Annotated in this window: 27 protein-coding genes; 8 read left to right on the top strand and 19 right to left on the bottom strand. The window is 42.6% G+C overall.

Annotation, left to right across the window (positions count from 1 at the left end; translation table 11 throughout):
- Nucleotides 1-121 precede the first annotated feature (121 nt).
- From B0H94_RS15200 to B0H94_RS10555, 8 genes are all read right to left on the bottom strand, one after another.
- A complete protein-coding gene (locus B0H94_RS15200) occupies nt 122-385 on the bottom strand; it encodes a DNA primase (RefSeq protein ID WP_181315361.1) in 264 nt (87 codons plus the stop codon).
- A gap of 220 nt (nt 386-605) precedes the next feature.
- Nucleotides 606-1916 (bottom strand): lysine N(6)-hydroxylase/L-ornithine N(5)-oxygenase family protein, encoded by a 1311-nt coding sequence (locus tag B0H94_RS10585; RefSeq protein WP_245893976.1) that lies wholly within the window; start codon nt 1914-1916, stop codon nt 606-608.
- A gap of 71 nt (nt 1917-1987) precedes the next feature.
- Nucleotides 1988-2215 (bottom strand): hypothetical protein, encoded by a 228-nt coding sequence (locus B0H94_RS10580; RefSeq protein WP_106589243.1) that lies wholly within the window; start codon nt 2213-2215, stop codon nt 1988-1990.
- Between the two features lie 61 nt (nt 2216-2276).
- Nucleotides 2277-3032, bottom strand: a complete 756-nt coding sequence (locus tag B0H94_RS10575; protein ID WP_106589242.1) for a tryptophan-rich sensory protein — start codon at nt 3030-3032, stop codon at nt 2277-2279.
- Nucleotides 3033-3076: 44 nt separating this feature from the next.
- Nucleotides 3077-3706 carry an O-methyltransferase gene (locus B0H94_RS10570; RefSeq protein WP_181315360.1) on the bottom strand — a complete coding sequence of 210 codons (630 nt, stop codon included), beginning with the start codon at nt 3704-3706 and terminating at the stop codon, nt 3077-3079.
- Between the two features lie 74 nt (nt 3707-3780).
- Nucleotides 3781-5157, bottom strand: a complete 1377-nt coding sequence (locus B0H94_RS10565) for an MATE family efflux transporter (RefSeq protein WP_106589240.1) — start codon at nt 5155-5157, stop codon at nt 3781-3783.
- A 58-nt stretch (nt 5158-5215) separates the two neighbouring features.
- A complete protein-coding gene (locus tag B0H94_RS10560) occupies nt 5216-5644 on the bottom strand; it encodes a hypothetical protein (RefSeq protein WP_106589239.1) in 429 nt (142 codons plus the stop codon).
- Nucleotides 5645-5746: 102 nt separating this feature from the next.
- Nucleotides 5747-5989 (bottom strand): hypothetical protein, encoded by a 243-nt coding sequence (locus B0H94_RS10555; protein ID WP_106589238.1) that lies wholly within the window; start codon nt 5987-5989, stop codon nt 5747-5749.
- 165 nt (nt 5990-6154) lie between these two features.
- On the opposite strand from B0H94_RS10555, the gene B0H94_RS10550 reads away from it, so the two are divergent.
- The 3 genes from B0H94_RS10550 (at nt 6155) to B0H94_RS10540 (ending at nt 9200) form a co-directional block, all read left to right on the top strand.
- On the top strand, nt 6155-6634 hold the full coding sequence (locus B0H94_RS10550; protein WP_146139943.1) for a DUF6884 domain-containing protein: 480 nt from the start codon (nt 6155-6157) through the stop codon (nt 6632-6634).
- A gap of 149 nt (nt 6635-6783) precedes the next feature.
- Nucleotides 6784-7908 (top strand): sporulation integral membrane protein YtvI, encoded by a 1125-nt coding sequence (ytvI, locus tag B0H94_RS10545; RefSeq protein WP_106589236.1) that lies wholly within the window; start codon nt 6784-6786, stop codon nt 7906-7908.
- Between the two features lie 314 nt (nt 7909-8222).
- Nucleotides 8223-9200: a peptidoglycan-binding protein gene (locus B0H94_RS10540; protein WP_106589235.1), complete on the top strand. Its 978-nt coding sequence runs from the start codon at nt 8223-8225 to the stop codon at nt 9198-9200.
- Between the two features lie 416 nt (nt 9201-9616).
- Here B0H94_RS10540 and B0H94_RS10535 read toward each other — a convergent pair whose 3' ends face one another.
- The 7 genes from B0H94_RS10535 to B0H94_RS10505 all read right to left on the bottom strand — a co-directional run bounded on the left by B0H94_RS10535 (nt 9617) and on the right by B0H94_RS10505 (nt 14343).
- On the bottom strand, nt 9617-10219 hold the full coding sequence (locus B0H94_RS10535; RefSeq protein ID WP_181315373.1) for an alpha/beta hydrolase: 603 nt from the start codon (nt 10217-10219) through the stop codon (nt 9617-9619).
- 35 nt (nt 10220-10254) lie between these two features.
- Nucleotides 10255-11187, bottom strand: a complete 933-nt coding sequence (locus tag B0H94_RS10530; protein ID WP_106589233.1) for a ring-cleaving dioxygenase — start codon at nt 11185-11187, stop codon at nt 10255-10257.
- A 155-nt stretch (nt 11188-11342) separates the two neighbouring features.
- The gene (locus B0H94_RS10525) at nt 11343-11540 is read right to left on the bottom strand and encodes a cold shock domain-containing protein (RefSeq protein ID WP_018923418.1); all 198 of its coding nucleotides are present in this window, start codon (nt 11538-11540) and stop codon (nt 11343-11345) included.
- 187 nt (nt 11541-11727) lie between these two features.
- Complete coding sequence (gene rpsN / locus B0H94_RS10520; RefSeq protein WP_106589232.1) at nt 11728-11997, bottom strand: 30S ribosomal protein S14; 270 nt, start codon at nt 11995-11997, stop codon at nt 11728-11730.
- Between the two features lie 75 nt (nt 11998-12072).
- A complete protein-coding gene (locus B0H94_RS10515) occupies nt 12073-13092 on the bottom strand; it encodes an ABC transporter permease (RefSeq protein ID WP_106589231.1) in 1020 nt (339 codons plus the stop codon).
- Nucleotides 13082-13969 (bottom strand): ATP-binding cassette domain-containing protein, encoded by an 888-nt coding sequence (locus B0H94_RS10510; protein ID WP_106589230.1) that lies wholly within the window; start codon nt 13967-13969, stop codon nt 13082-13084. The genes B0H94_RS10515 and B0H94_RS10510 overlap by 11 nt, the downstream gene beginning before the upstream one ends.
- Nucleotides 13957-14343, bottom strand: coding sequence for a GntR family transcriptional regulator (locus B0H94_RS10505; RefSeq protein WP_106589229.1), 387 nt, complete (start codon nt 14341-14343; stop codon nt 13957-13959). Before B0H94_RS10505 ends, B0H94_RS10510 begins: the two co-directional genes overlap by 13 nt.
- 178 nt (nt 14344-14521) lie before the next feature.
- Here B0H94_RS10505 and B0H94_RS10500 point away from each other — a divergent pair, with 178 nt between their 5' ends.
- From B0H94_RS10500 to B0H94_RS10485, 4 genes are all read left to right on the top strand, one after another.
- The gene (locus B0H94_RS10500) at nt 14522-14920 is read left to right on the top strand and encodes a hotdog fold thioesterase (RefSeq protein ID WP_106589228.1); all 399 of its coding nucleotides are present in this window, start codon (nt 14522-14524) and stop codon (nt 14918-14920) included.
- A 93-nt stretch (nt 14921-15013) separates the two neighbouring features.
- Nucleotides 15014-15397, top strand: coding sequence for a DUF1499 domain-containing protein (locus tag B0H94_RS10495; RefSeq protein WP_181315359.1), 384 nt, complete (start codon nt 15014-15016; stop codon nt 15395-15397).
- Between the two features lie 26 nt (nt 15398-15423).
- Entirely contained in the window at nt 15424-16950 is a 1527-nt protein-coding gene (locus B0H94_RS10490; protein WP_106589226.1) for an aldehyde dehydrogenase family protein, read from the top strand.
- Between the two features lie 367 nt (nt 16951-17317).
- Nucleotides 17318-18922: an ABC-F family ATP-binding cassette domain-containing protein gene (locus B0H94_RS10485; RefSeq protein ID WP_106589225.1), complete on the top strand. Its 1605-nt coding sequence runs from the start codon at nt 17318-17320 to the stop codon at nt 18920-18922.
- A gap of 731 nt (nt 18923-19653) precedes the next feature.
- Here B0H94_RS10485 and B0H94_RS10480 read toward each other — a convergent pair.
- Nucleotides 19654-20043, bottom strand: coding sequence for a hypothetical protein (locus B0H94_RS10480; RefSeq protein WP_106589224.1), 390 nt, complete (start codon nt 20041-20043; stop codon nt 19654-19656).
- Nucleotides 20044-20197: 154 nt separating this feature from the next.
- Between B0H94_RS10480 and B0H94_RS10475 the strand changes: the two genes are divergently transcribed.
- Complete coding sequence (locus B0H94_RS10475; RefSeq protein ID WP_106589223.1) at nt 20198-20953, top strand: hypothetical protein; 756 nt, start codon at nt 20198-20200, stop codon at nt 20951-20953.
- Nucleotides 20954-21015: 62 nt separating this feature from the next.
- Here B0H94_RS10475 and B0H94_RS10470 read toward each other — a convergent pair whose 3' ends face one another.
- From B0H94_RS10470 to B0H94_RS10460, 3 genes are all read right to left on the bottom strand, one after another.
- Entirely contained in the window at nt 21016-21831 is an 816-nt protein-coding gene (locus B0H94_RS10470) for a YihY/virulence factor BrkB family protein (RefSeq protein ID WP_245893975.1), read from the bottom strand.
- 18 nt (nt 21832-21849) lie between these two features.
- On the bottom strand, nt 21850-22932 hold the full coding sequence (locus B0H94_RS10465) for an AI-2E family transporter (RefSeq protein ID WP_106589221.1): 1083 nt from the start codon (nt 22930-22932) through the stop codon (nt 21850-21852).
- Between the two features lie 126 nt (nt 22933-23058).
- Nucleotides 23059-23763: a cytochrome c biogenesis CcdA family protein gene (locus B0H94_RS10460; RefSeq protein ID WP_106589220.1), complete on the bottom strand. Its 705-nt coding sequence runs from the start codon at nt 23761-23763 to the stop codon at nt 23059-23061.
- Nucleotides 23764-23852: the final 89 nt, after the last annotated feature.

The following is a 23852-nucleotide window of genomic DNA, read 5'->3' as shown; positions in this document are numbered from 1 at the left end:
TCACCTCCAGGATTTTTTGATCCACCGGCGCCATATCAATGAACACTGCACCTGTACAAAAAACTGCCCTGTATAAACAGGGCAGCTCAAAGTTCCGGCATGCCGGACTTTACATTAAATTTTATAAATCATCATCGTCGTCATCGTCGTCGTCATCTAGATCCATGTCGTCATCGTCATCATCATCGTCATCGTCATCATCATCGTCGTCATCTAGATCCATGTCGTCATCGTCGTCATCCATGTCCAAGTCGCCGCCATCTTCCTCCATTGGGTCGTCTTCGCCCATGCCGTCATCCGGATCCATATCGTCGTCACCGCAACCTGCCATAACGCCTAATGTGAGTACACCTGTCAGACCTGCATATAAAAGCTTCTTATTCATAAAACATCCTCCTTAAAGATAATTGCAGTATTAATGTTTACATTTGTCTATATTCCACGTAAACACTTCATGAAACATAAAAAGCTTTCTTTTACAACTTTTCACATAATACACGATCTTATCTTACATTTTTGAAACATCTTGATGATTCAGTGAGCATCGCTGTGATTAATATTTACACTTTCACATCATTTATACGCTTACGCTTTACTTTGCTGTACTATACTTCATTTGAAGGCATGAATTGTTGAAATACCGTATTTGTTTTCAGCGGATAAACTTCGCGCCCCATGATGCTGTTAATAATTATTTGGTTCCGAAATACTGACAACCCTAGATTTGTCGCCGCTGATCCGTGTGAATGATCTAAATTCGTTAGCATATAAATCGAGTGGCGGCGGCGGTCCGTAAAAGATAATTGAAAATCATCTGTGACTTTATAATAGTTGTCACCTTCACGTTCAATCACGTGATCGAAACGATTCAACCAGTCAGGAACTTTCGGCGTAAAACCTGTGGCCATAATGACTTTATCTGCAGCAACTTGAAAATGTTCTTCTTTTTGATGCTGATAAGCTTCAAGGGTGTAGCGACCACTCTTTTGTTCATACTTCACATCATTTACTTCGCTTAACGGCTGTAACGTAACTTGCGGCTCTTGATCTTCAACAGAGCGGTGATACAGCAATTCATAAATCGCCATTAACGTATCTGGTTCAATTCCTTTACGCGCTTGGTCCAAAGGAGGCAACGCCTCTAAGCGATTATCGATGTGAAGTGAACGAAAATACCGAACGTAATCCGGTGAAAAAATTTCGCGGGCCAGTTTTGCTTCTTCAGCTTGAAAAAACTGATGAGAACGCGTTAGCCATGTTAAGTGATAATCAAAATGCTTTTGATCTTTTAGTAAATCATGAAATATTTCCGCCGCACTTTGCCCTGCGCCTACGACGACAATCTTATCGGATTGCTTCATATGAGATGCTTCATATCGGTAGGTACTGCTGTGACACACATCTTCATTTAAATTGTTTTCTAAACCACCGGGGACTTGTGGCGCTGTTCCTGTTCCTACAACAACATGGTTAGTATAGTACACTTGAGATTGATCAGTCTGTAAATCACGGACGTGTACAGCATAACCATCCGCTTCTTCGGTCACATCTTCAACTCTAGAGCTAAAATGGCAGGAGTCGAGTTGATCTGCTACCCAACGCCCGTAGTTTTCGTACTCTTTACGAGGCATATGCAGTGTCTTATTAAAGAAAAATTTGTAAAGCCGGTTATGTTCATGTAAGTAATTTAAAAATGTATACCTGCTTGTTGGATCTGCAAATGTCACAAGATCGGCGATAAAACTTGAATTTAACACAGTACCTTCAAGCAGCATCCCTGGGTGCCACACAAATGAGGCATCCTGTTCAAAAAATGCCGTTTCTAGTTCATTAACTGAATCACTTAACGCTGCCAATCCTAAATTAAACGGGCCAATCCCGATACCAATAAAATCATATTTTTTATTTGAACTCACGACGCCGCCTCCCATCTATATGTAACCATTCAAAAAGCAGCCCGCCGAAGCTTTCAGCGGGCTGACAACAATTACAACCGATCTTTACGGGCTATGTCCTTTTGTTGAAGCTCATCAAAAGGGTTGTTTTCCCCTTCGGAAAAGTAAGCTTCCTCATCGTACAAGCCCTCGATTTCCCCTTTGGTCATAGAACCTTCATCCGTATCTTTCATCTCTTGAATGAACTCATACACAGCATCAAGCTGTTCTTGACGCAAATGATCGACTAAAGCTCGTACATCTTCTTTTGTCGCTGGCATGATAAGCCTCCTTTAAAAACTAAATCAATCGCTGTATGGCTTTTCCCATTTTGACTTCAATTTAACCACTTGTCTTGCGGTGCTGTTTCGACCGCTGAAACGAAGACAGTACGACACCAAGCGCTAAAACCCCGGCTAGAAAAGATGCAGTTACAGCTAAAAGCGGATAAGTTTCAAAACGTTCAACGCTAATTCCGATATACGCCCATATAAACACGAGTGGATAAACGATGTCAGAAAACGTGGTCGAAAACAGAAGTGCCAGCACAACGCCGAGAACTAACGCAACGATCGTCCATAATTCACCAGAGATGATCCATCCATCTATGCCTTGAGCACGTAGAACTACCCCAATGTTCACAATAAAAGCAACCGAAATCCAACCGATGTATACAGAGAAGGGGAGTAAATCGATTTTCTTCCTCCCTGTTAAGGTATCCAAACGACGGTAAATGATGATTAATGACAATAGCAAAAGCGTCATAACAACCATCGTTGCGGTAAACAACTCATAATGAAATAAAACAAGCCAGCTTACATTAAATACTGAACTTATAAGAAACCAAAATCCAACGCGTTCGGCACTCTCCCGTCCAGCTTGCGTCACAAACTGACGCACCACCCATATCGCGAGCAGTACATAAATTAAACTCCAAATCGAAAAAACATAGCCTGCCGGCGTAAATAAAACATTTAATCGATCAGAAATTTCCCCAACCGTCTGATTGTTAAAAGGAAGAAGGTTAGACAAAGCATTCATGATCACTACAACAGCGAGCGTCACCGCGTTTATAACTGGAAGCTTCCATTCACGCATATTACATCCTCCTGTTTTTCACTTCTAATTTCATATCGGTTTGATTAACGAACAAGCGCCACCGTTAAACCATCACCAATAGGAAGAATTAAGCTGTCGACGCGATCATCAGCTGCGACTGTTTCATTAAAACTGCGTACATCAATTGTTAAGTCATCTTGTACATCCGGATCAATTACACGGTTCTTCCACAATACATTATCTGCTGCAATAATTGCGCCAGGTTGAGCAATCTCAATACATGCATCAAGATAAGCTTCGTAACGCTCTTTATCTGCATCAATAAAAAAGAAATCAAAGCGCTCATTTTCCTCACTCATCGTTTGTAGTGCTTCAAGTGCGTCTCCGTGGCGAATCGAAATCTTTTGCCCGTCCGGAGTTTGCTCGAGCTCTTTTTTGGCGACTTCAACATGTTTTTTTTCTTTTTCAAGCGATACAACAACACCGTCTTCAGCAAGGCCTCGGGCCATCCATAAGCTGCTATACCCCCCCAAGCATCCGATTTCAAGCACACGCTTTCGGTTTGTCATACGGATGAGCAGTTTTAGCGCCTGCCCTGTTTCCGGTGGAATTGAAATCTCCGGCATTTCTGCTTCATACACCGCCTGCTTGATCCGCTTTAAATGTTCATCTTCATTGGCATGAAGCGAACGGATATACTCACTTACATCCATCAACTTCCACCTCCTTAACATTAATATTCACTTAACATCTCCAATAGAAATGATCACATCATCCTTCGGTATTATTACCCTGATTTTGGCGAATTTAAGCTAACTAAAGCTGCGGTTCGTTTTTGCATCCAGCGTAAACGGAAAAAAAGGAGGACAGCCATAACCCCGAGCGCCGCAATTAGTCCAAGCCAGTAACCAAACGGACCAAACGTCGTGAATGAAGCGATAGAAATACCAAACGGCAGTCCGATCAGCCAAAATGAAACGAACGCAATTAAAAATGGAACATTCACATCTTTATAACCTCTAAGGACACCTTGTATCGGTGAAGCTACCGCATCTGACATTTGAAAGAAGATCGCATATATTAAAAACTGCTGCATCCAAAACGCTACCTCTTGGTCAGAGGTATACCAAGCAGAAACCGTATCCCTTGAAACATAAATCACAAAGCAGGCAAATAACCCGAGTAAAAATGCAACCAGCATGCCCAGCCCAGTATATTGATTGGCATCACGCAGTCTGCCGGCACCAACTTCATAGCCAACAGCAATCGTTAGCGTCATCGCAATGCTGAGCGGCAGCATATATAAAAGCGAAGCAAAGTTAATAGCGGCTTGATGGGCTGCGAGCACTTCTGTTTGAAAACCGCTCATCAAAAGTGTCACTGCAGCAAAAATGCTCGTTTCAAAAAATATTGTGAAGCCGATTGGGAGACCGACTTTTAAAAGCTCTTTCCATTTATGAAGCGACACACGCGGCCAAAACCTAAGCAGACGGTACGACTGAAAGCGGTGAAGCTTTGATGCAAACAAGGCATACAATACAAACATTACCGTATAGGTAGCAGCCGTCGCATAACCAGCACCTGCCCCGCCAAGCTCCGGTAAACCAAAGTTTCCAAAAATTAATCCGTAGTTGAAAAAGGCATTGACCGGAAGCGCACTTAAAATCACTGTCATCGTCATACGTGTTTCACCTTGTGCATCCATAAAGCTGCGCAGCGCCATTGATGCAAAGTAAGGATAAATACCAAATGACAAACCGATTAAATAATTACGAGCGACTTCACGCACTGCCGGCTCAAGACTCATGGCGTTTAATACGACATCTAAAAAAACAGCTCCGAGTAAAATTACGACTGTACTGCAAACAACGGATAAATATAGTCCTTGTGTAATATCATGGGCCGCATCATCTTTACGTGATGCGCCAATATGTTGAGCTGCGATCGGTGTTAATCCGAGCATGATTCCATTCAAAGCCGTAAACACCGGGAGCCACAGACTTGAGCCTACCGCTACACCGGCAAGGTCAACAGCTCCTGCCCGGCCTGACATTAATGTATCGATAAATTTCATGGCATACATCCCGATTTGTGTTACAACGATCGGTGCCATAACGAATAAAAATAACCTGATTTTTTCCGGCCAAGCCGCTGTCGGATACATATGCTTCACCTAATCTCATTAAAAAATCAGCCTCTCCAAAATAGGAGAGGCTACAGCTTTACGAATTCATCCAAAATTTAACAGCAAACCAGCGCAATGCTCGAATGATGATAAACAAAAGGACCCCACCGATAAAACCAGGTACAACAGCAAACAAAAAATCAAGCTGAGGTGTAAGGTCAGCCACTTGAAAAGCCATCATATAAACGACTAGAACCAGGGCCCCAACGACCCCGTAAGCAAACAAGATTAAGCTTTGATAGAACACTCCATCCTCAGTCCGCCAGCGGCTAAACATACGATCCACAGCCCACGCGCCAGGAACACCAACAAGTATGTAAAATAACAATGTTAAAGGAAACATCTGCTGAAACAAGCTCCCAATTGTTACAACAATCAGCCCTTCAAACAGCCCGTACATCACTAACACTAAAAACAAAGGAAGAACAAAAGCGCAAATGAATGCGCTTATCAAATAAACCATCATGAAAAATGCCTCATTTCTGAATCAATCCTGAGCAGAAAAAACAAAGGTTAAAAAGGGTATGCTCCTGCTTAAGACATCACATAGGCCCGCAAAGGTTTCAGCTTAAGATGAGGACTTTTTATGACTGTTAAACGAAAGTACTTTCGCAATTCCAATGTATATTGAAAAAAGCACAAGCGCCCCTGCAGTTAACCCTAAATAAAACCCAGCAAAGCCATCATAAGCTGTATCTACAACAATACTTCCGACAACCCCCATACCTAAAGAAGCAAAAATTAGTCCAAGTGCTATGACAACTTCAACACGATTGTTTTGAATATAAGCCTTCCAATCTTTTAAAGTCATATCAAGCTCTCCTTTCACACACATCGTTCAATACGATTTTAGTATATCACAAATTTTCGCACACGAAATGCTTCCCAGCCCAGTGGGTGAGCGTAAACACCCCAAACATAGCCCGAGCTTGTAAACAGGTGTATAATGGCGGTAAAGTGCAAGAAAGGATTAATGATGACACTCATTTATATTCTTCCCCCAGGCCGAGCTAAAATATGGGATAAAGACCCTAATACCGGGTCTACAACTGCCCGAAATGCTTATACTGGTACGCTCTTTAAGCGCGGCGTGGCATATACAGAGATGCACAACGCAGATTGGGTCGTATTATCCGCTCATCATGGTTTTCTTTTTCCTGACGATTTCATACACGAGCCTTATGATGTAGGATTTCACCATAAAAGTGCTTACGTCATCGACCATGATAAACTTAATGATATGTGGCTTAAGCGAGGATTAGGTAATTATCAAACCATTGCAGCCTTGACTGGAAAAAAACATCTTAAGGTTTTAGCCCCTTTGCTCTCTCAACACCAAGATTTAATCCAACCACTTGCAAACTGCCGGGGCATCGGTGATATGTTACACAATCTCAACTTCGCGCTTATGCATCATACGTATTTAAGTAGCGAGGAAGTTAAAACTTTCAATTAAGAAGGATTTCTTCCTTTTGACCGAGAACAAGCATTTAAGTACAGTTGTTTCAAACGAATCTTACCTTTTAAGCGTTCGTTCACAAACATCGCCCTACCCTAACCTCGGTATGACGGTTCAACGAGAACAATATTAAAGGAGAGCTGCCTATGACGAAGCAGCACGCCTACATACTACTGCGTACTGCAGTTGTAATTGGAGTCTCCCTGCTGGCTGCTTGGCTGCTTGGTATCTTATTTTCAATAAGTTATCCTTTTCTAATCGGCATCCTGCTTGCGTGGCTTCTTCACCCTTTAGTGCGCACATTAAAGTACCGGCTTCACTTTCACCCCGCTCTTGCTGCATTCATGGGCTTGCTTACCGGACTTTCTGCTTTGGCGGCAATAATAACGGCCCTCAGCTTTTTATCCGTTTACGGGTTTCAACAGCTTTCTGAACGTGTGCCCGATTGGATTGAAACAGCTGCAGATAACTTGCAAAACTTCTTCAACGATACAATTTGGCCTTTCTGGCAGGAAATGACCGGCTTGTTAGATACGTTATCACCTGAACAGCAGGCTACCCTTGAAGAAGGTATCGCGCAGCTGGGGACGCAGCTCGGAGGAATCTTTGGGCAGTTCGGTCAATCGCTTGCTGACGGGGTTACACAATTCGCACTCGGCTTTCCGTCAGTTTTCATTGGCTTTATCTTTACAATCTTAGCCGTGTACTTTCTCGGAAAAGACTGGGAACGCTTAACTTCGTTAGTGCAGCGTAATGTTCCAGACGGTTTGAGGGAACGGGCGAAGGCTTTCTCACTTGCGCTTCGTTTGCGGGTTTTTGGCTTCATTCGTGCTCAAATCATCCTAATGATGATTACTACTGTCATTGTTTTGATCGGACTTTTTCTTCTACAGGTAGAATACGCATTTACGCTGGCTGTGATTGTCGGTATTGCAGAGGTTATTCCTTACCTCGGCACCGGTACAATCTTAATCCCGTGGTTTCTTTACTTGTTTTTCACAGGTGACATCACATTTGGCTTAGCCATTGCTGTTTTATACGTCGTAGCTCTTGTTGTAAGGCAGACCCTCGAACCCAAAGTATTGTCGTTCAGTTTAAATCTACACCCGCTTGGTGTTCTCATTTCTATGTTTACCGGATTACAGCTTTTCGGCTTTATCGGTTTAATTATTGGACCGATCGTTCTTGTTGTACTCGTTATTTTATATGATATCGGTATCTTTGATGACGTTTACAGCTTTATTAAAAACGGCTGGAAAGATGAACCTTAGTGAACAATGCACTTCAATTTCTGTTAGTAGAGCTGAACATCCATAAATTCACTAATCCCTTTCGATTAAATTCGGAAGGAATTTTTCAAAATGGTGCTTTTCTGCAAATTGTGAAGAAAAATGTGAAAAAAGAAGGGGCAACATTACAAAAAGCCTTATAACTTTAGTAATAAATTTCACTCGTAACAAATTGATTTCAATTCGTTTAAGAAACCCGAATTAGTGTTGTACGTTTGCTTTTACCTTGATACTATAAGTCTCGCAGTCATTGGTTCGCCCAATGAAATTCATAGAAAATAAAGGAGGTAGCATGCATGAACGTTCTTACACCTGTTCGGCATGTTAAAGCATTTGGCTTTTCCGCACTCGCAGCTGGATTTGTCTTTGCTTTAAGCCCTTCGTCCGCTGATGCGAGCGAACTGGGGAACGACCTGTTAAAAGAAGGCACGGAAAACGGTGAGGTTAAAGAGTTTCAAGAGCTTCTCTATGATAACGATATAATCGCAGATCAAGAAGATATCGATGGGGTATACGACACAGAAATCGCCCAGCTCGTTAAATCATATCAAGACGAGCACAACTTGTTAACTGATGGTATTGCAGGACCACAAACCATTGGGGCACTTCAAGTGCTAGAACTAGAAGATGAAGGACCAACTGTTGAATTTGTACAAGAAGACTTACAGACTGCCGGCTACTATAACGGCAGTATCGATGGCATCTTTGGGGAAAACACATTGAGTGCTGTTGAACAGTTTCAATCAAGTGCAGGTTTAACAACGGATGGCAAAGTCGGACCGAAAACGTTAAGCGCGCTGCAATCTTATGAGCCAGCTGTGACTGCAGCCAGCGAAGAAGCAGCAGCTGAACAACCGGCTGAACAGGAAACAAACAATGAGCCAGCCGCTAGCGAACAGCAGCAAACTCAACAGCAAGAGACTCAACAACAAGAAAACCAACAACAAAACCAGCAGCAAGAAACGCAGTCTTCTGAAGCTAATGGTCAAACCATGACAATGGAAGCTACAGCTTACACTGCAAACTGCACTGGTTGCACTGGTATTACAGCGACAGGTCAAGACCTAAACAACAACCCTAACAAAAGCGTTGTAGCTGTTGATCCGAATGTTATTCCACTCGGCAGCCGCGTACACGTTGAAGGCTACGGCGAAGCAATTGCAGGCGACACTGGCGGTGCGATCCAAGGCAACCGTATCGATCTTCACGTGCCTACAAAAGATGAAGCATATTCATTTGGACGTCAAAACGTTCAAGTTACAGTACTAGACTAATTCACGCTGACCCCGGCAGATCAACTGCCGGGGGTTTTTATGTTGTACCACCACAATTCAAGCGGTGTACTTATTATTACGGTTTGCCGTATTAAAATGAGCCTGCCGATTGTTTCGGCAGGCTCAGCGTGTACACAAATTTTTAAGATGAACTATGGCTGATGTCGCTTTTCGGCGGACGCTTACAGGAAATCGGCCGGTTACAGATCCTGCCATGAGCGGTTTTCCACGCGCAAGCTGATACGCTATCCAGCGGCAAAGCAGACACGACTAAATCAAGCGGAAGCGCTGATTGAGTCGATGTCACACTTGTGCCATTGGTGAAAGCGAGTATATTTCCCATGCCTATCAATTCAAGTAGACCTTATGGGACAGCCCCTTATTTTATAAATCACAATACACATATGGTTTTCTAATTAAGGGGCGCCGTACCAGACAGCTGCATCTTTCGCTTCTTCTTGTGTTAATTGATGACCTGCTTGGTACCAGTTTACTTTTACTTCAGCTCCTGCTTCCTGCAACTTCCGATCAAGCTCTTCTGTCTGCTCAGGTGGACAAATTGGATCATTTGCACCGGCGCCAATCCAAACCGGAAGTTCTTTCACCTCCGGTATTAAAGCATCAGCATCTGGAACCATCGGGTGGTGCAAAATTGCATTTTTTAAAACCGGGCCATGGCGGAACAGTAAATTCGCAGCAATGTTTGCGCCATTAGAATACCCGATTGCTGTTACTTGTCCGAGGTTGAACTCATACTGTTTAGCTGCTTCTTGGATAAATTCGTATAACTCATCTGTACGCTTTGCTAAATCTTCGTGGTCAAAAACCCCTTCGCGCAACCGCTTAAAGAACCGAGGCATACCGTTTTCTTCCACATTTCCACGTACACTTAAAATTGCTGCTTCCGGGTCAATCATCCGGGCTAACGGCATCAAATCTTCTTCATTACCTCCAGTTCCGTGAAGTAATAAAAGTACCGGCCGCTCCGGATTCCGTCCGTGTTTATAAATATGTTTCAACTCCAAACAATAACCTCCTTTTCCTTAACTTGTTCTCACCGACGGCTGCCAATAATCGGCAGTTGATCGGAAATCTGCTCCCGGTGCGGCTCTAACCAATCCGGAAGTCTTAAATTTGAGCCGAGCTCCTCTTTTGATTCATCAATCATAAAGCCAGGTGGGTCCGTTGCGATTTCAAACAAAATACCGCCGGGTTCACGGAAATAAATTGACTTAAAATATTGCCGGTCTTTAATGTCTGTTGCATGAATTCCGTAATTCAAGATTTTTTTCTTCCAAACTTCATGCTCCTGATGGGACGAAGCCCGAAATGCAATATGATGGTGGATCCCAGCGCCCATTTCACCTGCTGGTGCCTCTGCCTCCATCACATCAATCGTATGACCAAGGCCACTTCCAACCGTGTAACGATGGATACTGCCTTCACTACCTTCGTAAGAAAACCCAAGCAGTTCCGTTAATACCCGTCCAGTCGCTTCATGGTCAGCTGAATGCAGGACCGCTCCATAAAATCCTTTGATTGCTTCATCCGGCGTAATTGCGCCAGTTCCTGATTCAAACGCTTCACCGCGCTTGTCTTCAACCATCTCCAATTTTAACCCGTGTGGGTCTTGAAATTGCAAATATTTTGATCCGAAGCGTTCTTTTTCTTCATAACTCACACCGTAATTCTCCAGACGGCTTGCCCAGAAAGGGAGGGCTGCCGGTGGTACTTGAAAAATGGTTGTCTCGACTTGTCTTGACCCCGGGATTGGACGTTCGTTAACTGGGATCGGAAAGAAAGTCATAATACTTCCCGGCTTTCCGGTTTCATCACCGAAATATAAATGATAAGTACCCGGGTCATCAAAGTTAACTGTCGTTTTCACCAGCCTCAGGCCGAGTACTTCTCCATAAAACTCGATATTTTCCTGTGGTGGACCGACAATTGCGGTTATGTGGTGTATACCTTTTGTGTTCACTTGCATCACTTGTCTCCCCCTTCATCTAACGACCGTTTACCTTTATATTTCCGAATAGATCACAACACAAACCTGAATTAAGTTAAAGAAACCGCTTTCATAACATCCTTAAAAAAACCCGAAAGCATCAAGCTTCCGGGCTTTTGTTCCATTTATAAGGACTATTGACGAACGACGTTTGCAGCTTGTGGGCCACGGTCGCCTTCGACGATTTCAAATTCAACTGTTTCGCCGTCTTCAAGTGTTTTGAAGCCTTCTGCCTGGATAGCGGAGAAGTGAACAAATACATCGTCACCATCTTCGCGCTCGATGAAACCAAATCCTTTTTCTGCGTTAAACCATTTTACTGTGCCGGTCATGTTAACGGCCTCCTTCAACCAAATGCTTAAAATACGATAAGGAGGACAGTCAAACTTCTTTCGTCCTACAAATTTGGTGCAGGAGCCGAATCAGTTTTGCTCATCCGTTCTTATCTACATTATATAATGACACAAACACATTAAAAATGCAAGTCCAGATTGGTTATATAGAAAAATCCGTGCTGTTTTACCAGCTCGATTTTTTCAAACCGGGCACCTGCCCTTTATGAGCAAATTCGCGTAGAGCGATCCTTGACATTCCAAATTTTTGGTAGACGCCACGGGGACGGCCTGTCACTCGGCATCTCCGGGTGAGTCGGGTAGGTGAAGCATCACGAGGAAGCTTCTTTAACGCTTCATAGTCCCTGGCTTCTTTTAACTGCTGACGAAGAGCTGCATAACGTTCAACAGTTTCCTGTCGCTTTTGTTCTTTAGCAACTTTTGCTTTACGAGCCATTATAGCACCTTCCTTAAATCGTAATAATTACATTTTAATTATAAACGTAATAGTTACGATTTACAACAGCGGCTTTTATTTTTTCCTCCCTCGGTTCATTTGCAAGAGACGCCGGGTGCTAAAGTACGCTCCGCTTCCTAAAAGCACGGCTCCGATCCAATATAAAATCACTTGAAACTCTTGTTGGCTATGAGGTGCAATAGATGCTGCGATCATACCGCCAAGAAGGGCAAAGCAGACAACGACACCAGGTAAAAAGATGACATTTAACTTTTTAAACAGTAGTAACTCACCGTTATGCTCATCTTTTGCGCTTGCATAACTATAAGTACCTACTACGGCAAAAACTATTGTCATAACTGCCGGGATGATGAACCATCCATTCATATTTCCATCCAGGAGAATTAAAGGAAGTGTGACGTTTCCTACAAATTCAGCCTGCCACTGCTCACCGCCTAATGGAATGTTATTTATTTCAATAAACTGTCTTACGAGCAACCAAAATCCCGATGGAAAAATTAAAAATATAAGGGTTAAAACAATCTGTGATAACATTTCACCAACGAGAGATCCCATCAACATTCCTAGTGCAAAAATAGCAAGCATTGTCGTCCATGGAAGCCATAGATGCTCAAGCAACGAAAACTGCTCTGTTACGAAACTAAGTTCCGATTGTGCAACGAAAATATATGCAAGCCCGATGGCAAAGAAAAACAACAAACTTATGCCAACAGCACCGACGACAAATTTAGAAATAAACAGTGTCTGCCGCTTAAAAGGAAGGCCTGTCATCACGTGATGTGTTTCAGAGTTTCGCTCACTACCAATAAGAACACCTGGAATAACAGCTAATAATAAGAGAGCAAGCAACCACGAAGAACTAGACAATAATTGTTCCCAAAAGTAACTTGATGTCTGCAAAAACTGTAAATGATGATCCTCGCCTCTAGCTTGTTCCTCCCTCAAGGTCTCTAGTGCTCCGTCGATACGTAAAAGCGCCTGGATTGGAAACCAAAATATAAACACCAACCCCAAATAGATGAAAAGCCCTTTCGTCTGCTTAAAATCCTTTTTCCATAGTGCTTTAGGTAGCAAAGCGGTCCCCTCCTAACTTAGCTATAAATAAATCTTCTAGACTCATCGGCAGTTCTTCAATAAGTAATGGACCGCTTTTTTCAACCGCCTGCTTCGTTTCATTGTCCGCACGCGCGATAAAGCATACATAGACACGACCACTCTGCTGTAAAATGTTCACTTTCTCTATAACCTCTTCTGGCATTTGTTCGGCATATACAATCTGCATTTTTTGATACTGCATTTTAACCGACTCAAGCTCATACCGTGCTTCAACTTGACCGTCTTTTAACATGATAATTTGATCGGCCAGCGTCTCGAGCTCATCAAGTCGGTGCGTAGCAATTAAGATTGAGATGTCGTTTTCCGCGACAGCCTCCACCATGAACTGCATCATTTGTCGCTTCACAATGACATCAAGTCCATCGGTGGGTTCATCGAGCAGAACGAAATCTGCTCTCGTCGCAAACGCTAAAATTAATGCGAACAACGCTTTACGTCCTTTGGAATACTTTTTCACTTGTTGGATCTTTTCGAGGTCAAACCGAGCCATTAACTCTTCAAAATACGCATGATCAAAAGATGGATACACTTCGCGATAAAACGAGACAATATGATCTACACTTTCATTTTTAAACGCTTCAGTGACATCACTTACAAAAATGACATGCTGCTTTGCGGATGGATTTATTTGAATACTCTCGCCTTTGACCCGCACCTCTCCCTCATCCGGGCGGAAGATGTCTACCATCGTTTTTAATAAAGACGTTTTTCCAACACCGTTACGACCGACGATTCCAGTAATCGTGCCAGGTGCTATAGAAAAACTCACATCGCACAGTACTTCTGTCTCTTGAATTGATTTTGAAATGTTTCGCACTTCCATTACTTGTCCCATCCCCCTAAATCATCGTAAAAAGCATTGATCCAGACATGCAGCTCTTCTTTTGAAACGCCGGCATAATAAGCATCAAGTACCACCCGGCTCATTTCTTTTTTTACATGCTCCGTTTGCCCGGCAGTAATTCCGGCAGTAACATCTTCACTAATGAATGTCCCTCTCCCGCGCATCGTTACAATCACTCCCTGTTTCTCGAGCTCTTTATAAGCCTTGCTCACCGTATTTGGATTTACAACAATTTGCGAAGACAACTCTCGAACCGGTGGAATTCTTTCACCCGGCTTGAGCACTCCTTTAGCGACACGATCCTTCATTTGAACAATAATTTGTTCATAGATGGGTGTCTGGCTTTTCGGATCAATGTGGAGCAAAGTCTCACCTTCTTCTATTGTTCTTATTGTATTAGTTCAACTAGTACAATTAATACAATAGTGCATGCGCTCAACAGTGTCAATCGCAACTAGTTAAATTTTTTGTTTTCTTCGATAGAAAAAGAAGGAATCTACAATTAGACGACGAACGTTGTCATTATATAAAGGAGGAGTAATTATGCCGGAATTGAAACCAACAGAAGATACATTAATGGGGGCTTTAGGGATCGAAATTATTGAGATCACGCCAGACGAGGTGGTTGCGGAAATGCCGGTGCATGCAGCGACGCATCAACCGTTTGGCCTTTTACATGGCGGGGCTTCCGTCGCTTTAGCAGAAACAGCTGCAAGCGTCGGCACGTTTAACCAGATTGACCCGGAAACTGAAGCGGCAGTAGGTTTAGAAATTAATGCGAATCACCTTCGTTCTAAAGCCGATGGTAAAGTGACCGCAACAGCCGCTCCACTTCATAAAGGTCAATCAACTATGGTTTGGGAGATCCGGATCACCGATGAAGAAGACGCATTAATTTGTGTTTCACGCTGTACCGTGGCGATTAAAAAACGCACCTCTTAAACTCATCGAAAAAACAGATTAAAGTTTAAGGTTAAGAGCGGGTGCTTTCGGGAAGATGTCATGAAGTACCCTTCTTCTGAAAGGATGAGTTTAATGCCGCTGCCGGAATGTCCAAAAAGCCCAAATTGTGTTTCTACCATGACAACAAGTCAACGCCACGCCATTGAACCTTACGTCTATGAGGGGACAAAAAAAGAAGCTTATCGGCTAATCCAGCGTATATTAGAGGCAGACGCTAACGTTACGATCTTAAAAGCTGACGAAAACTATTTAGAAGCTGAATTTAAAACAAAAGTTCTCCGTTTTAAAGATGATGTTATCTTTTACTTTGGTGATGAAGGGCGTGTTCACTTTTTAAGCAAATCACGCCTTGGCTATTCTGATTTAGGGAAAAACCGCCAGCGCATGGAAATACTAAGAAAACAATTTCATAATGCCATTAACAATGAAACACAACTAAAGCCTAATTTAAATTAATTTATAACTTGGAAGGAGCTTATCGCATGGTATCCACTGCTTATGATCCTGCAAGCGGCAAGAAAATTGGAACATTTGAGGCATCAAATCCATCCGATGTTCCAGATATTTATGAACGAAGCCGGTTTGCCCAACAATACTGGTCAAGCTTATCAATAAAAAAACGCATCTCCTACATTCGACTGCTGCGTTATACCCTTGCTGAAGTCCAAGAAGAAGCTGCATCAATTATTGCTGCTTCTACGGGTAAAACAAAAACAGACGCGCTCACTGATGAAATTTTAGCCAGCCTGGATGCGATGAAGCAAGTTGAAAAAGATGCACCGCTAGTACTTGCAAAAGATAAGCGCAAGACGCCACTGCATCTTGCTGGCAAAAGCTCTTACGTCGACCGTAAACCCCGCGGGTCAGTGTTAATTATTTCACCTTGGAACTTCCCATTCCAGCTCGGCATCATCCCGGTTGTAGAAGCACTTGCAATGGGTAACAGTGTCGTTTTAAAACCTTCTGAGTTCACCCCGATGGTCGGAGAACTTTTAAAACGATTTGCTGCGATTTTTCCTGAAGATGTCTTTCAAGTTGTGATTGGAGATGGTGAGTTTGGCGAAGCCTTGACGACCCATCAACCAGATTTCATTCATTTCACAGGCTCTGTTGCTGTCGGAAAATCTGTCCAAAAAGCAGCTGCAGAACAACTAACGCCTACTGTGCTTGAACTCGGCGGAAAAGATCCGCTCATTGTATGTGAAGATGCTAATGTGACGCGAGCAGCTAAAGGGGCTGTCTGGGGTGCATTCCATCACAGTGGACAGATTTGTTTATCTGTAGAACGTGTTTACGTTCATGAAGCGGTATATGCAGGCTTTCTTTCTGAGGTTAAGCGCGAAACCGCCCGTCTGCGTCAAGGTCGGGACGAGGATGCTGACGTGGGGTCTATGACAACGAAAAAACAGCTTGAAATTGTCAAAGAACACGTTCAAGATGCACTTAATAAAGGTGCTGTATTAGAATCAGGACTTGAGCCAAAGTACTGGAACGATGAGGATATGTTTTTACAGCCGATGATTTTAACAGACGTAACGCATGATATGAAGATTATGCAGGAAGAAACGTTCGGGCCTATTATGCCGGTCATGAAAGTGCACAGCGAAACTGATGCACTAGAGCTTGCCAATACGACAAGCTATGGCCTTGGTGGCTCAATATTCACAAAAGACCTTACAAAAGGCGAAGCGATGGCACATCAACTTCGTACGGGTAATGTCAATATTAATGATGTCATGAAAAGTATCGTTAACCCTTATCTTCCTTACGGTGGTGTAGGTGATTCCGGCATTGGTAAATCACGAGGTCGTGCTGGCATGCAGAGCTTCTGTATTGAAACTTCAGTTCTTGTAGATAAAGGACAGCAAGATGAAGAATTCAACTGGTTTCCAAACGCAGGGAAATATGAACATTTTAAAGTGCTCATCGATAATTATTGGGGCGAGGGTACGCACGTTCCATCTTTATTAAAAGCTGTTAAAACTTTAAATAACATGAGCCAATCGTAAACTTGATAATCAATACGTCTTGCCAGGGTTCTCCCCTGGCAAGCATTTTTTCTTTTAAAAATTTAGAATTGTTTGAAATGGTTAAGTTTAGGGAAATGTTACTCATAGAATAAACCAAACACGTAAAGGAGTGATTACAAAATGGCTATGGAAATGATTGCTATTGTTGGACTGTCTGGTGGTTTGGTGGGCGTCAGTGTCATTATGGCTTATGCAATGCTACGGCAATCTAAATTCGACTAAAGAAAAAGCCGCGGTGTCTTTCACTGCGGCTTTTTTGTTCACCTTATCCCCTTTCCCCACCTCGAACTAGCCGCTCAAACATGTTATGATGTAGCGTAGACAATTTTGTAAAGGATGTATGTTTATGCTCACATGCAACGACGTCGGCTTACGTTACGGCGATAAAAAACTTTTTGAAGAAGTTAATATTAAATTCACTCCCGGCAACTGTTACGGTGTTATTGGTGCCAATGGTGCCGGCAAATCAACCTTCTTGAAGATTTTATCAGGTGAAATTGAACCACAAACCGGCGGTGTTCATATCGAAAAGAACCACCGGATGGCCGTATTGAAACAGGATCACTTTGCGTATGAAGAATACGAAGTTCTTGAAACAGTGATTATGGGTTATCAACGCCTGTATGAAGTTATGAAAGAAAAAGATGCAATTTATATGAAACCGGACTTCTCGGATGAAGACGGGATGCGCGCAGCAGAGCTTGAAGGTGAATTTGCCGAAATGAACGGGTATGAAGCAGAGTCAGAAGCTGCGATGTTGTTAAAAGGTCTTGGTATTTCAGAAGATCTGCATCATAAAAAAATGGCCGACCTTGTCGGCGGTGAGAAAGTGAAGGTACTTCTTGCCCAAGCGTTATTTGGTAACCCTGATATTCTCTTGCTTGACGAGCCAACAAACCACTTAGATATTAATGCAATTCAATGGCTTGAAGAGTTCTTGATTAACTTTGAAAACACCGTCATTGTTGTTTCACACGACCGCCACTTCTTAAATAAAGTGTGCACACACATTGCTGACATTGATTATGGCAAGATCGAACTGTTTGTCGGCAATTACGACTTCTGGTATGAGTCCAGTCAGCTCGCAACAAAGATGGCAAAAGAACAAAATAAGAAAAAAGAAGAACAAATTAAAGAGCTCAAAGAGTTTGTTGCCCGCTTTAGTGCGAACGCGTCAAAATCAAAGCAGGCTACCTCACGTAAGAAAACACTCGAAAAGATTGAGCTTGATGATATTAAACCATCCTCGCGCCGGACACCTTATGTTCACTTTAAACCGGAGCGTGAAATTGGTAATGACTTACTGACGGTTGAAAACTTATCTAAAACAATTGATGGCGAAAAAGTGCTTGATAATGTATCGTTTACGCTTGACCCTAACGAAAAAGTTGCCTTGGTTGGTGATCACGAATTTGCGAAAACAACCTTGTTGAAAATTCTCGCTGGTGAAATGGATCCTGATGAAGGGACGTATAAATGGGGACTGACAACAAGTCTTTCCTACTTCCCTAAAGACAACAGCCATTACTTTGAGTCGGATCTTAACCTTGTTGATTGGTTGCGTCAGTATTCACCGGAAGACCAAAGCGAAACCTTCATCCGCAGCTTTCTAGGCCGTATGCTGTTTTCTGGTGAAGAAGCGAAAAAGAAAGCGAATGTTCTTTCCGGTGGTGAGAAAGTACGTTGCATGCTTAGCAAAATGATGTTGAGCGGCTCGAACGTCCTTTTACTTGATGAACCGACAAACCACTTAGACCTTGAAGCCATTACTGCATTAAACAATGCGCTTATTTCTTTCAAAGGGTCAATCATCTTTGCATCACACGACTATGAGTTTATTCAAACCATTGCTGACCGTATTATTGAATTTACACCAGAAGGCATGATTGACCGTAAGCTCACGTACGAAGAATATATCGCCGAAGTGAAAAACGCCGGTCAAAAAGCTTAAAGATTTAAAATGGGGCTACCCCATAAGATATACTTTAAATGATAGGCACGGGAAATATACTCGCTTTCCGCAGGCAACGCTTCAGCTTGCGCGTGAAAAACCCGCTCATTGCGGGATCTTCAGCTGCCCGATTTCCTGCAGGAGTCTCGTATATTTCTTGTGCCTTTTTCTTAAATCATATGTTTATAACCTTTTGAGACAGCTCCAGGTCACGTACCGGGAAGAAACATCAATTCAACCTGCGCTTACGCTTGACCTCATTGTGTTTTCTATCCCGGCGCAGCACCTCAGCTGCGCGTGAAAAACTACTCATTGCGGGGTCTTCGACTGCTGCTCTTCCCAGTGGTGTCAGAGAGAGCTGTGCGTAAAAAACAAAATACAAAGACGAATCGTTACAGCGTAGGACGATTCATGCACGATGGGACTCTCTTTTTAAGATGCCTGAATTACAGTCATCATAACGGTTTAACAACACCCTATCTTCGTTAAAAGACAAACTTACAACTTTCACCTATCTTGATAAAGGTCTCAATGATGTTTTATGACGATGTCATAACTTAAGGCTGACAAGCATTGGTGGTGACGCCACCAGAAACAGTGTGAGCCGAAAAGCGACGTCAGCCTTCGCTTTTCTTAAGAGTTTGTCTATAAGCTAAAACGAGCTCCGCACTTCATTCGTGCGGAGCTCGCTTTATCATCTGACTAGCATTTCTTATTTTTGCAGGGATGCACTAACTTGGCTTTTCAATTCGTTCAAAACGGTGATCGAGACACTTTAATACTTCATGGATCCACTTGCGGTTTCGAGTTAAGTCACCTTTACGGTTACGAACGTTAGACACGATATCTACGGCCGCAACTCCCCTTTCCAGTGGTATAACCGTTACCGTCATATCAAAGATTTTGCTTCCTTCCTGCAGGTGGATCATAACTTCTCCACGTTCAAGATCCTGAGATACAATTTCTCCAGGGACGTTTTCTACTGCAATGACGGACAACGCATCTAATACGTCCTGGACCGATGCTTGATAATAACGAGAGCGTAACGCATCATCTGTTGTGTTGTCTTTTGTTTCTTCACTATCACGAAAAAGTCGGGAAACGGCATAGAAAACGTTCATGAAGTTAACTCCTTTACGACATTCTGAGCATATTTTACCGTGTCTTACTTAATCAGTCGATATGCAAACGAAGAATCTTCCACCACGTAGATTATTGTGTGTAAATAAAGGGTATTTCTACCATAAGTACGAAAGCAACAAGGAGCGATCCATGATGAAAAAAGTTGCGGCCCTGATTTTTTGCATCCTTCTTGCATTCATAAACACAGCTTGCACTACTGAAACCGAAGAAGAGCCAAACTCGCATGAAAACTCCCCTGATCATGGAGTTGATGTTGAGCAAAGCGACGACACTTCGGACAATGGTGAGGTCAATGTAGGAGAAACAGACATGACTGGTGCAGACCTTAAAGAAAGCAGTAACGACAATGATGAAGATGAAGAGCGTTTTGAATCTTTAATTAACAATTATAAAATATTTAGTAGTCACGAGACAGAAGGCCCTGGAACAGGTCTGGGCGAAGGCATGGAATTTCATTCGGTTACTGATCAACATGCCTTAGCCGAAGGTCATGAAGGTCATGCTGTTGCTGTTTATCATTTGTTTGATATTGATCATGACAATGAGGAAGTTCGCTTTCAGCATACTACCCGTGAAGGAGAAATTACATTTAATGACGTGGAATACCGTTTAGAAGAAAATGAAGATCCAGAAGAAGTAACAGCGTGGCTTGCTGGGCAGGAATCTAATCGTGATGAACTTTATTTCAGCGCTGATGCTGTTGAAGAACTTGAAACCATTACTTACGAGGAAGAAACGATGGAAGCGGCCCCGGTTGAAGAAAATACCGGCACGATACGCTATTTTAAAGAAGATGTAGGTCTGCTTAAAATTCGCTATACAGGAGAGCAGGTTGAAGATGTATTCGGAGGAGAAATTACAGCAGAACGAAACAATGATTTCCCGTAACAAAAATAACGGCGCCAACCGAAAACTTTTACCAGTAATCGGTTAGCACCTTTTTAATTTCGTTAACTCATTTCGCCGTATTTGTAGCGATGATATAATGCGTTAACTTCTGCACCTACAATTAAAATTAATCCAGTCATGAAAAACCATAGCATTAAAATCATTAACCCACCCAAGCTGCCATAAGTCGCAGAGAACATATCAAAATAGCTGATATATACGGAAAAACCCCAAGAAATGAGCTGCCAACCTAAAGCAGCGAGTATTGCTCCAGGCCACACGTCTTTAAAACCAAGCTTCTTTTTCGGGGCAAGCCGGTATAATCCTACAAGTACAATGAGCATGACTATGACGCTTAACCCCCAGCGTGCCAATTGGAAAACAAAGTTCATATCCTCCGGCACCGCCACCCAGCCCCGGCTCATTTCGAGCAACGCATTTCCAAACACCGGCAGAAGCAATGTAACGATCACCACAAAGATTAATAGAAGGGTCAGTCCCATTGACATAAACCTTGCTCCTAAAAATGACCGTTTATCAGTGGTGTTGTAAGCTTCGTTTGTGGCTCGTATAAAAGCATTAACGCCCAGAGAAGCTGACCATATTGTGCCGATTGCTCCGAATGTCAAGACACCGCCACTAGGTACACTAATAACGTCAAGTATCGTTTCTTGAAATACAGCCAGTGCCTCTCCAGGAAGTACGCTAGCAGCAAAATTCATGGCCTGCTCCGGTTTAATTTCTAAATAAGGAAGCACACCTAAAATGAGGATAACAAGTGGTACGACTGACAACATATAATAAAAACCTTGCGCAGCTGCAAGCAGCGGTACGTTGTCTTCTTGGCACTCATTGATAAGTTGACGCAAATATTTCAACAGAACTCCCCCTTTGACTTACCGCAACTGCGGATAACGGAGCTTTAAGAGACGATAAACGTTTTGCAAAATCACTTTAGATACGGCATACGCCGGAATCGCTAAAATTAAACCAATCAAACCGGCTAAGTTTCCAGCTACGAGCAGCAGTAATATAATTGTTAAAGGGTGCACTTTCAGTTTATGCCCCATTACATTCGGTGAGATTAAATTACTTTCAATTTGTTGAATGATGATAATTGCTACCACGACCCACAGGGCAGTCACCGGAGATTCAAACAAGGCAATGATTAAAGCCGGTATTGTTCCGATAAAAGGTCCTATAAACGGAATGAGGTTTGTAAACATTGCGATCGTCGCCAATACTAATGCATAATCAAGACCAATAATTAAATACGCAATTAACGATAGCAAGCCGACACATACACTAACGATTGCCTGTCCTTGAATGTAGGCACTTAATGTTTCATCCATATCTTGAAGAATATTTCGGCCTTCATCTCTTGAATCTTCAGGTAAAAAACCAACAATATTTCCCGGTAGACGATCGCCATCTTTTAACAAGAAGAAAAGAACAAATGGCAAAACCACAATCGCAGTTACAACGTTTACGACGATCCCGAGAAACCCTATAATATTTTCTCCCATACCTGACAATGTGTTCATTAGTTGATCAGTGATTGTAGATGCATCAACATCACCAAACCCGGCCTCTTCTTGAATCACAGCCACCCAATCCTGCTGCATGAGATCATTAAACCAAGACTGCATGTCGTTAGCGAATCTTGGTGCAGATTCTACAAAGTTACTTACCTGATTGGCTAAAATCGGGCCAACCAAAATGATTAAGAGTGCGAGTAACCCTGTGAACAAGCCAAAAATGAGAAGTATCGAAACAACAACCGGCATTTTCTTTTTCATTACATTCACAAGCGGACGCAATATGTAATAGAGAACTCCGCCTAAAATTAATACCGGCGCAAGCGACTCTACTGCAACTTTAAAAGGATAAAAAATAAACGGTACTTGAACCGCTAAATTAATTGCAAGCAGAATCAAGACAATTGCTGTTAAAATGCGGAACCATGTCGTCTTTGTCATATAGGCCCCCTTCTTTTCTTACCTTTCTTTTCCTGCAAAAATTTACTTTCAAACCATTTTACCCGAGGTAGCCTTAATTTACAAAAAACCTCCCGCTCAGTGAGCGGAAGGCATAAACAACATAGCTTAGTTTAACAGCATATTTTGCAGCTGCTGGCTCCAAATATTAATGTAAATAATCCAATCAAAAAATACCATAATGCCGATCGCAATAATAAAAGCTCCGCCAATTTTCATAAACAAGCTGGAATACTTTGTGATCACACTCACTTTTCCAAGGGCAAAGCCCATAGCGATAAACGGTAAAGAAAATCCAAGCGCATATGATGTAATATTAACAAAAGCTTGATCTGGATAAGCTGCACTATGATACATAATTGTACCGAAAATTGGACCGATACAAGGTGTCCAACCGGCGCCAAATATAATACCAATCACAAATGTACTAAATGCGCTCGTCTTCTTCGGCATAAAAGAGGTCATCCGTTTTTCAGACATTAACAAACTCGGTTGTAAGATCCCGGTTAAGAATAACCCAACGAGCACAAGAAAAATACCTCCGAGCTGTTGAATGAGCATTTGATAATCTGTAAACATAGAGCCGACCGCACTGGCTGAGAAGCCGAGGACATAATAAACAAGGGAAAAGCCTAAGCAAAACAAGATCGAATGTTTTAATGTAATCGGCCACAACCCACGATTCGTTTTTAGTTCATTCACTGACGCACCTGTAATGTATGAAATGAACGATGGATACAACGGCAGCGTGCACGGAGAGATAAAAGCGAGCAGCCCGGCACCAAACGCCAAAAGAATCGTCACTTCTGTCATGTTGAAAAACCGCCTTTGCAGTTAAACTTAAATACACACGTTGATTGTAGCATATGGAAACCAGATGCAGTGTAGAACTCCGTGAAGGT

The sequence above is a fragment of the Salsuginibacillus halophilus genome, from assembly GCF_003014715.1.
Taxonomy (GTDB): Bacteria; Bacillota; Bacilli; order Bacillales; family Marinococcaceae; genus Salsuginibacillus; species Salsuginibacillus halophilus.
This window is presented reverse-complemented; position numbering and strand designations above follow the sequence as displayed.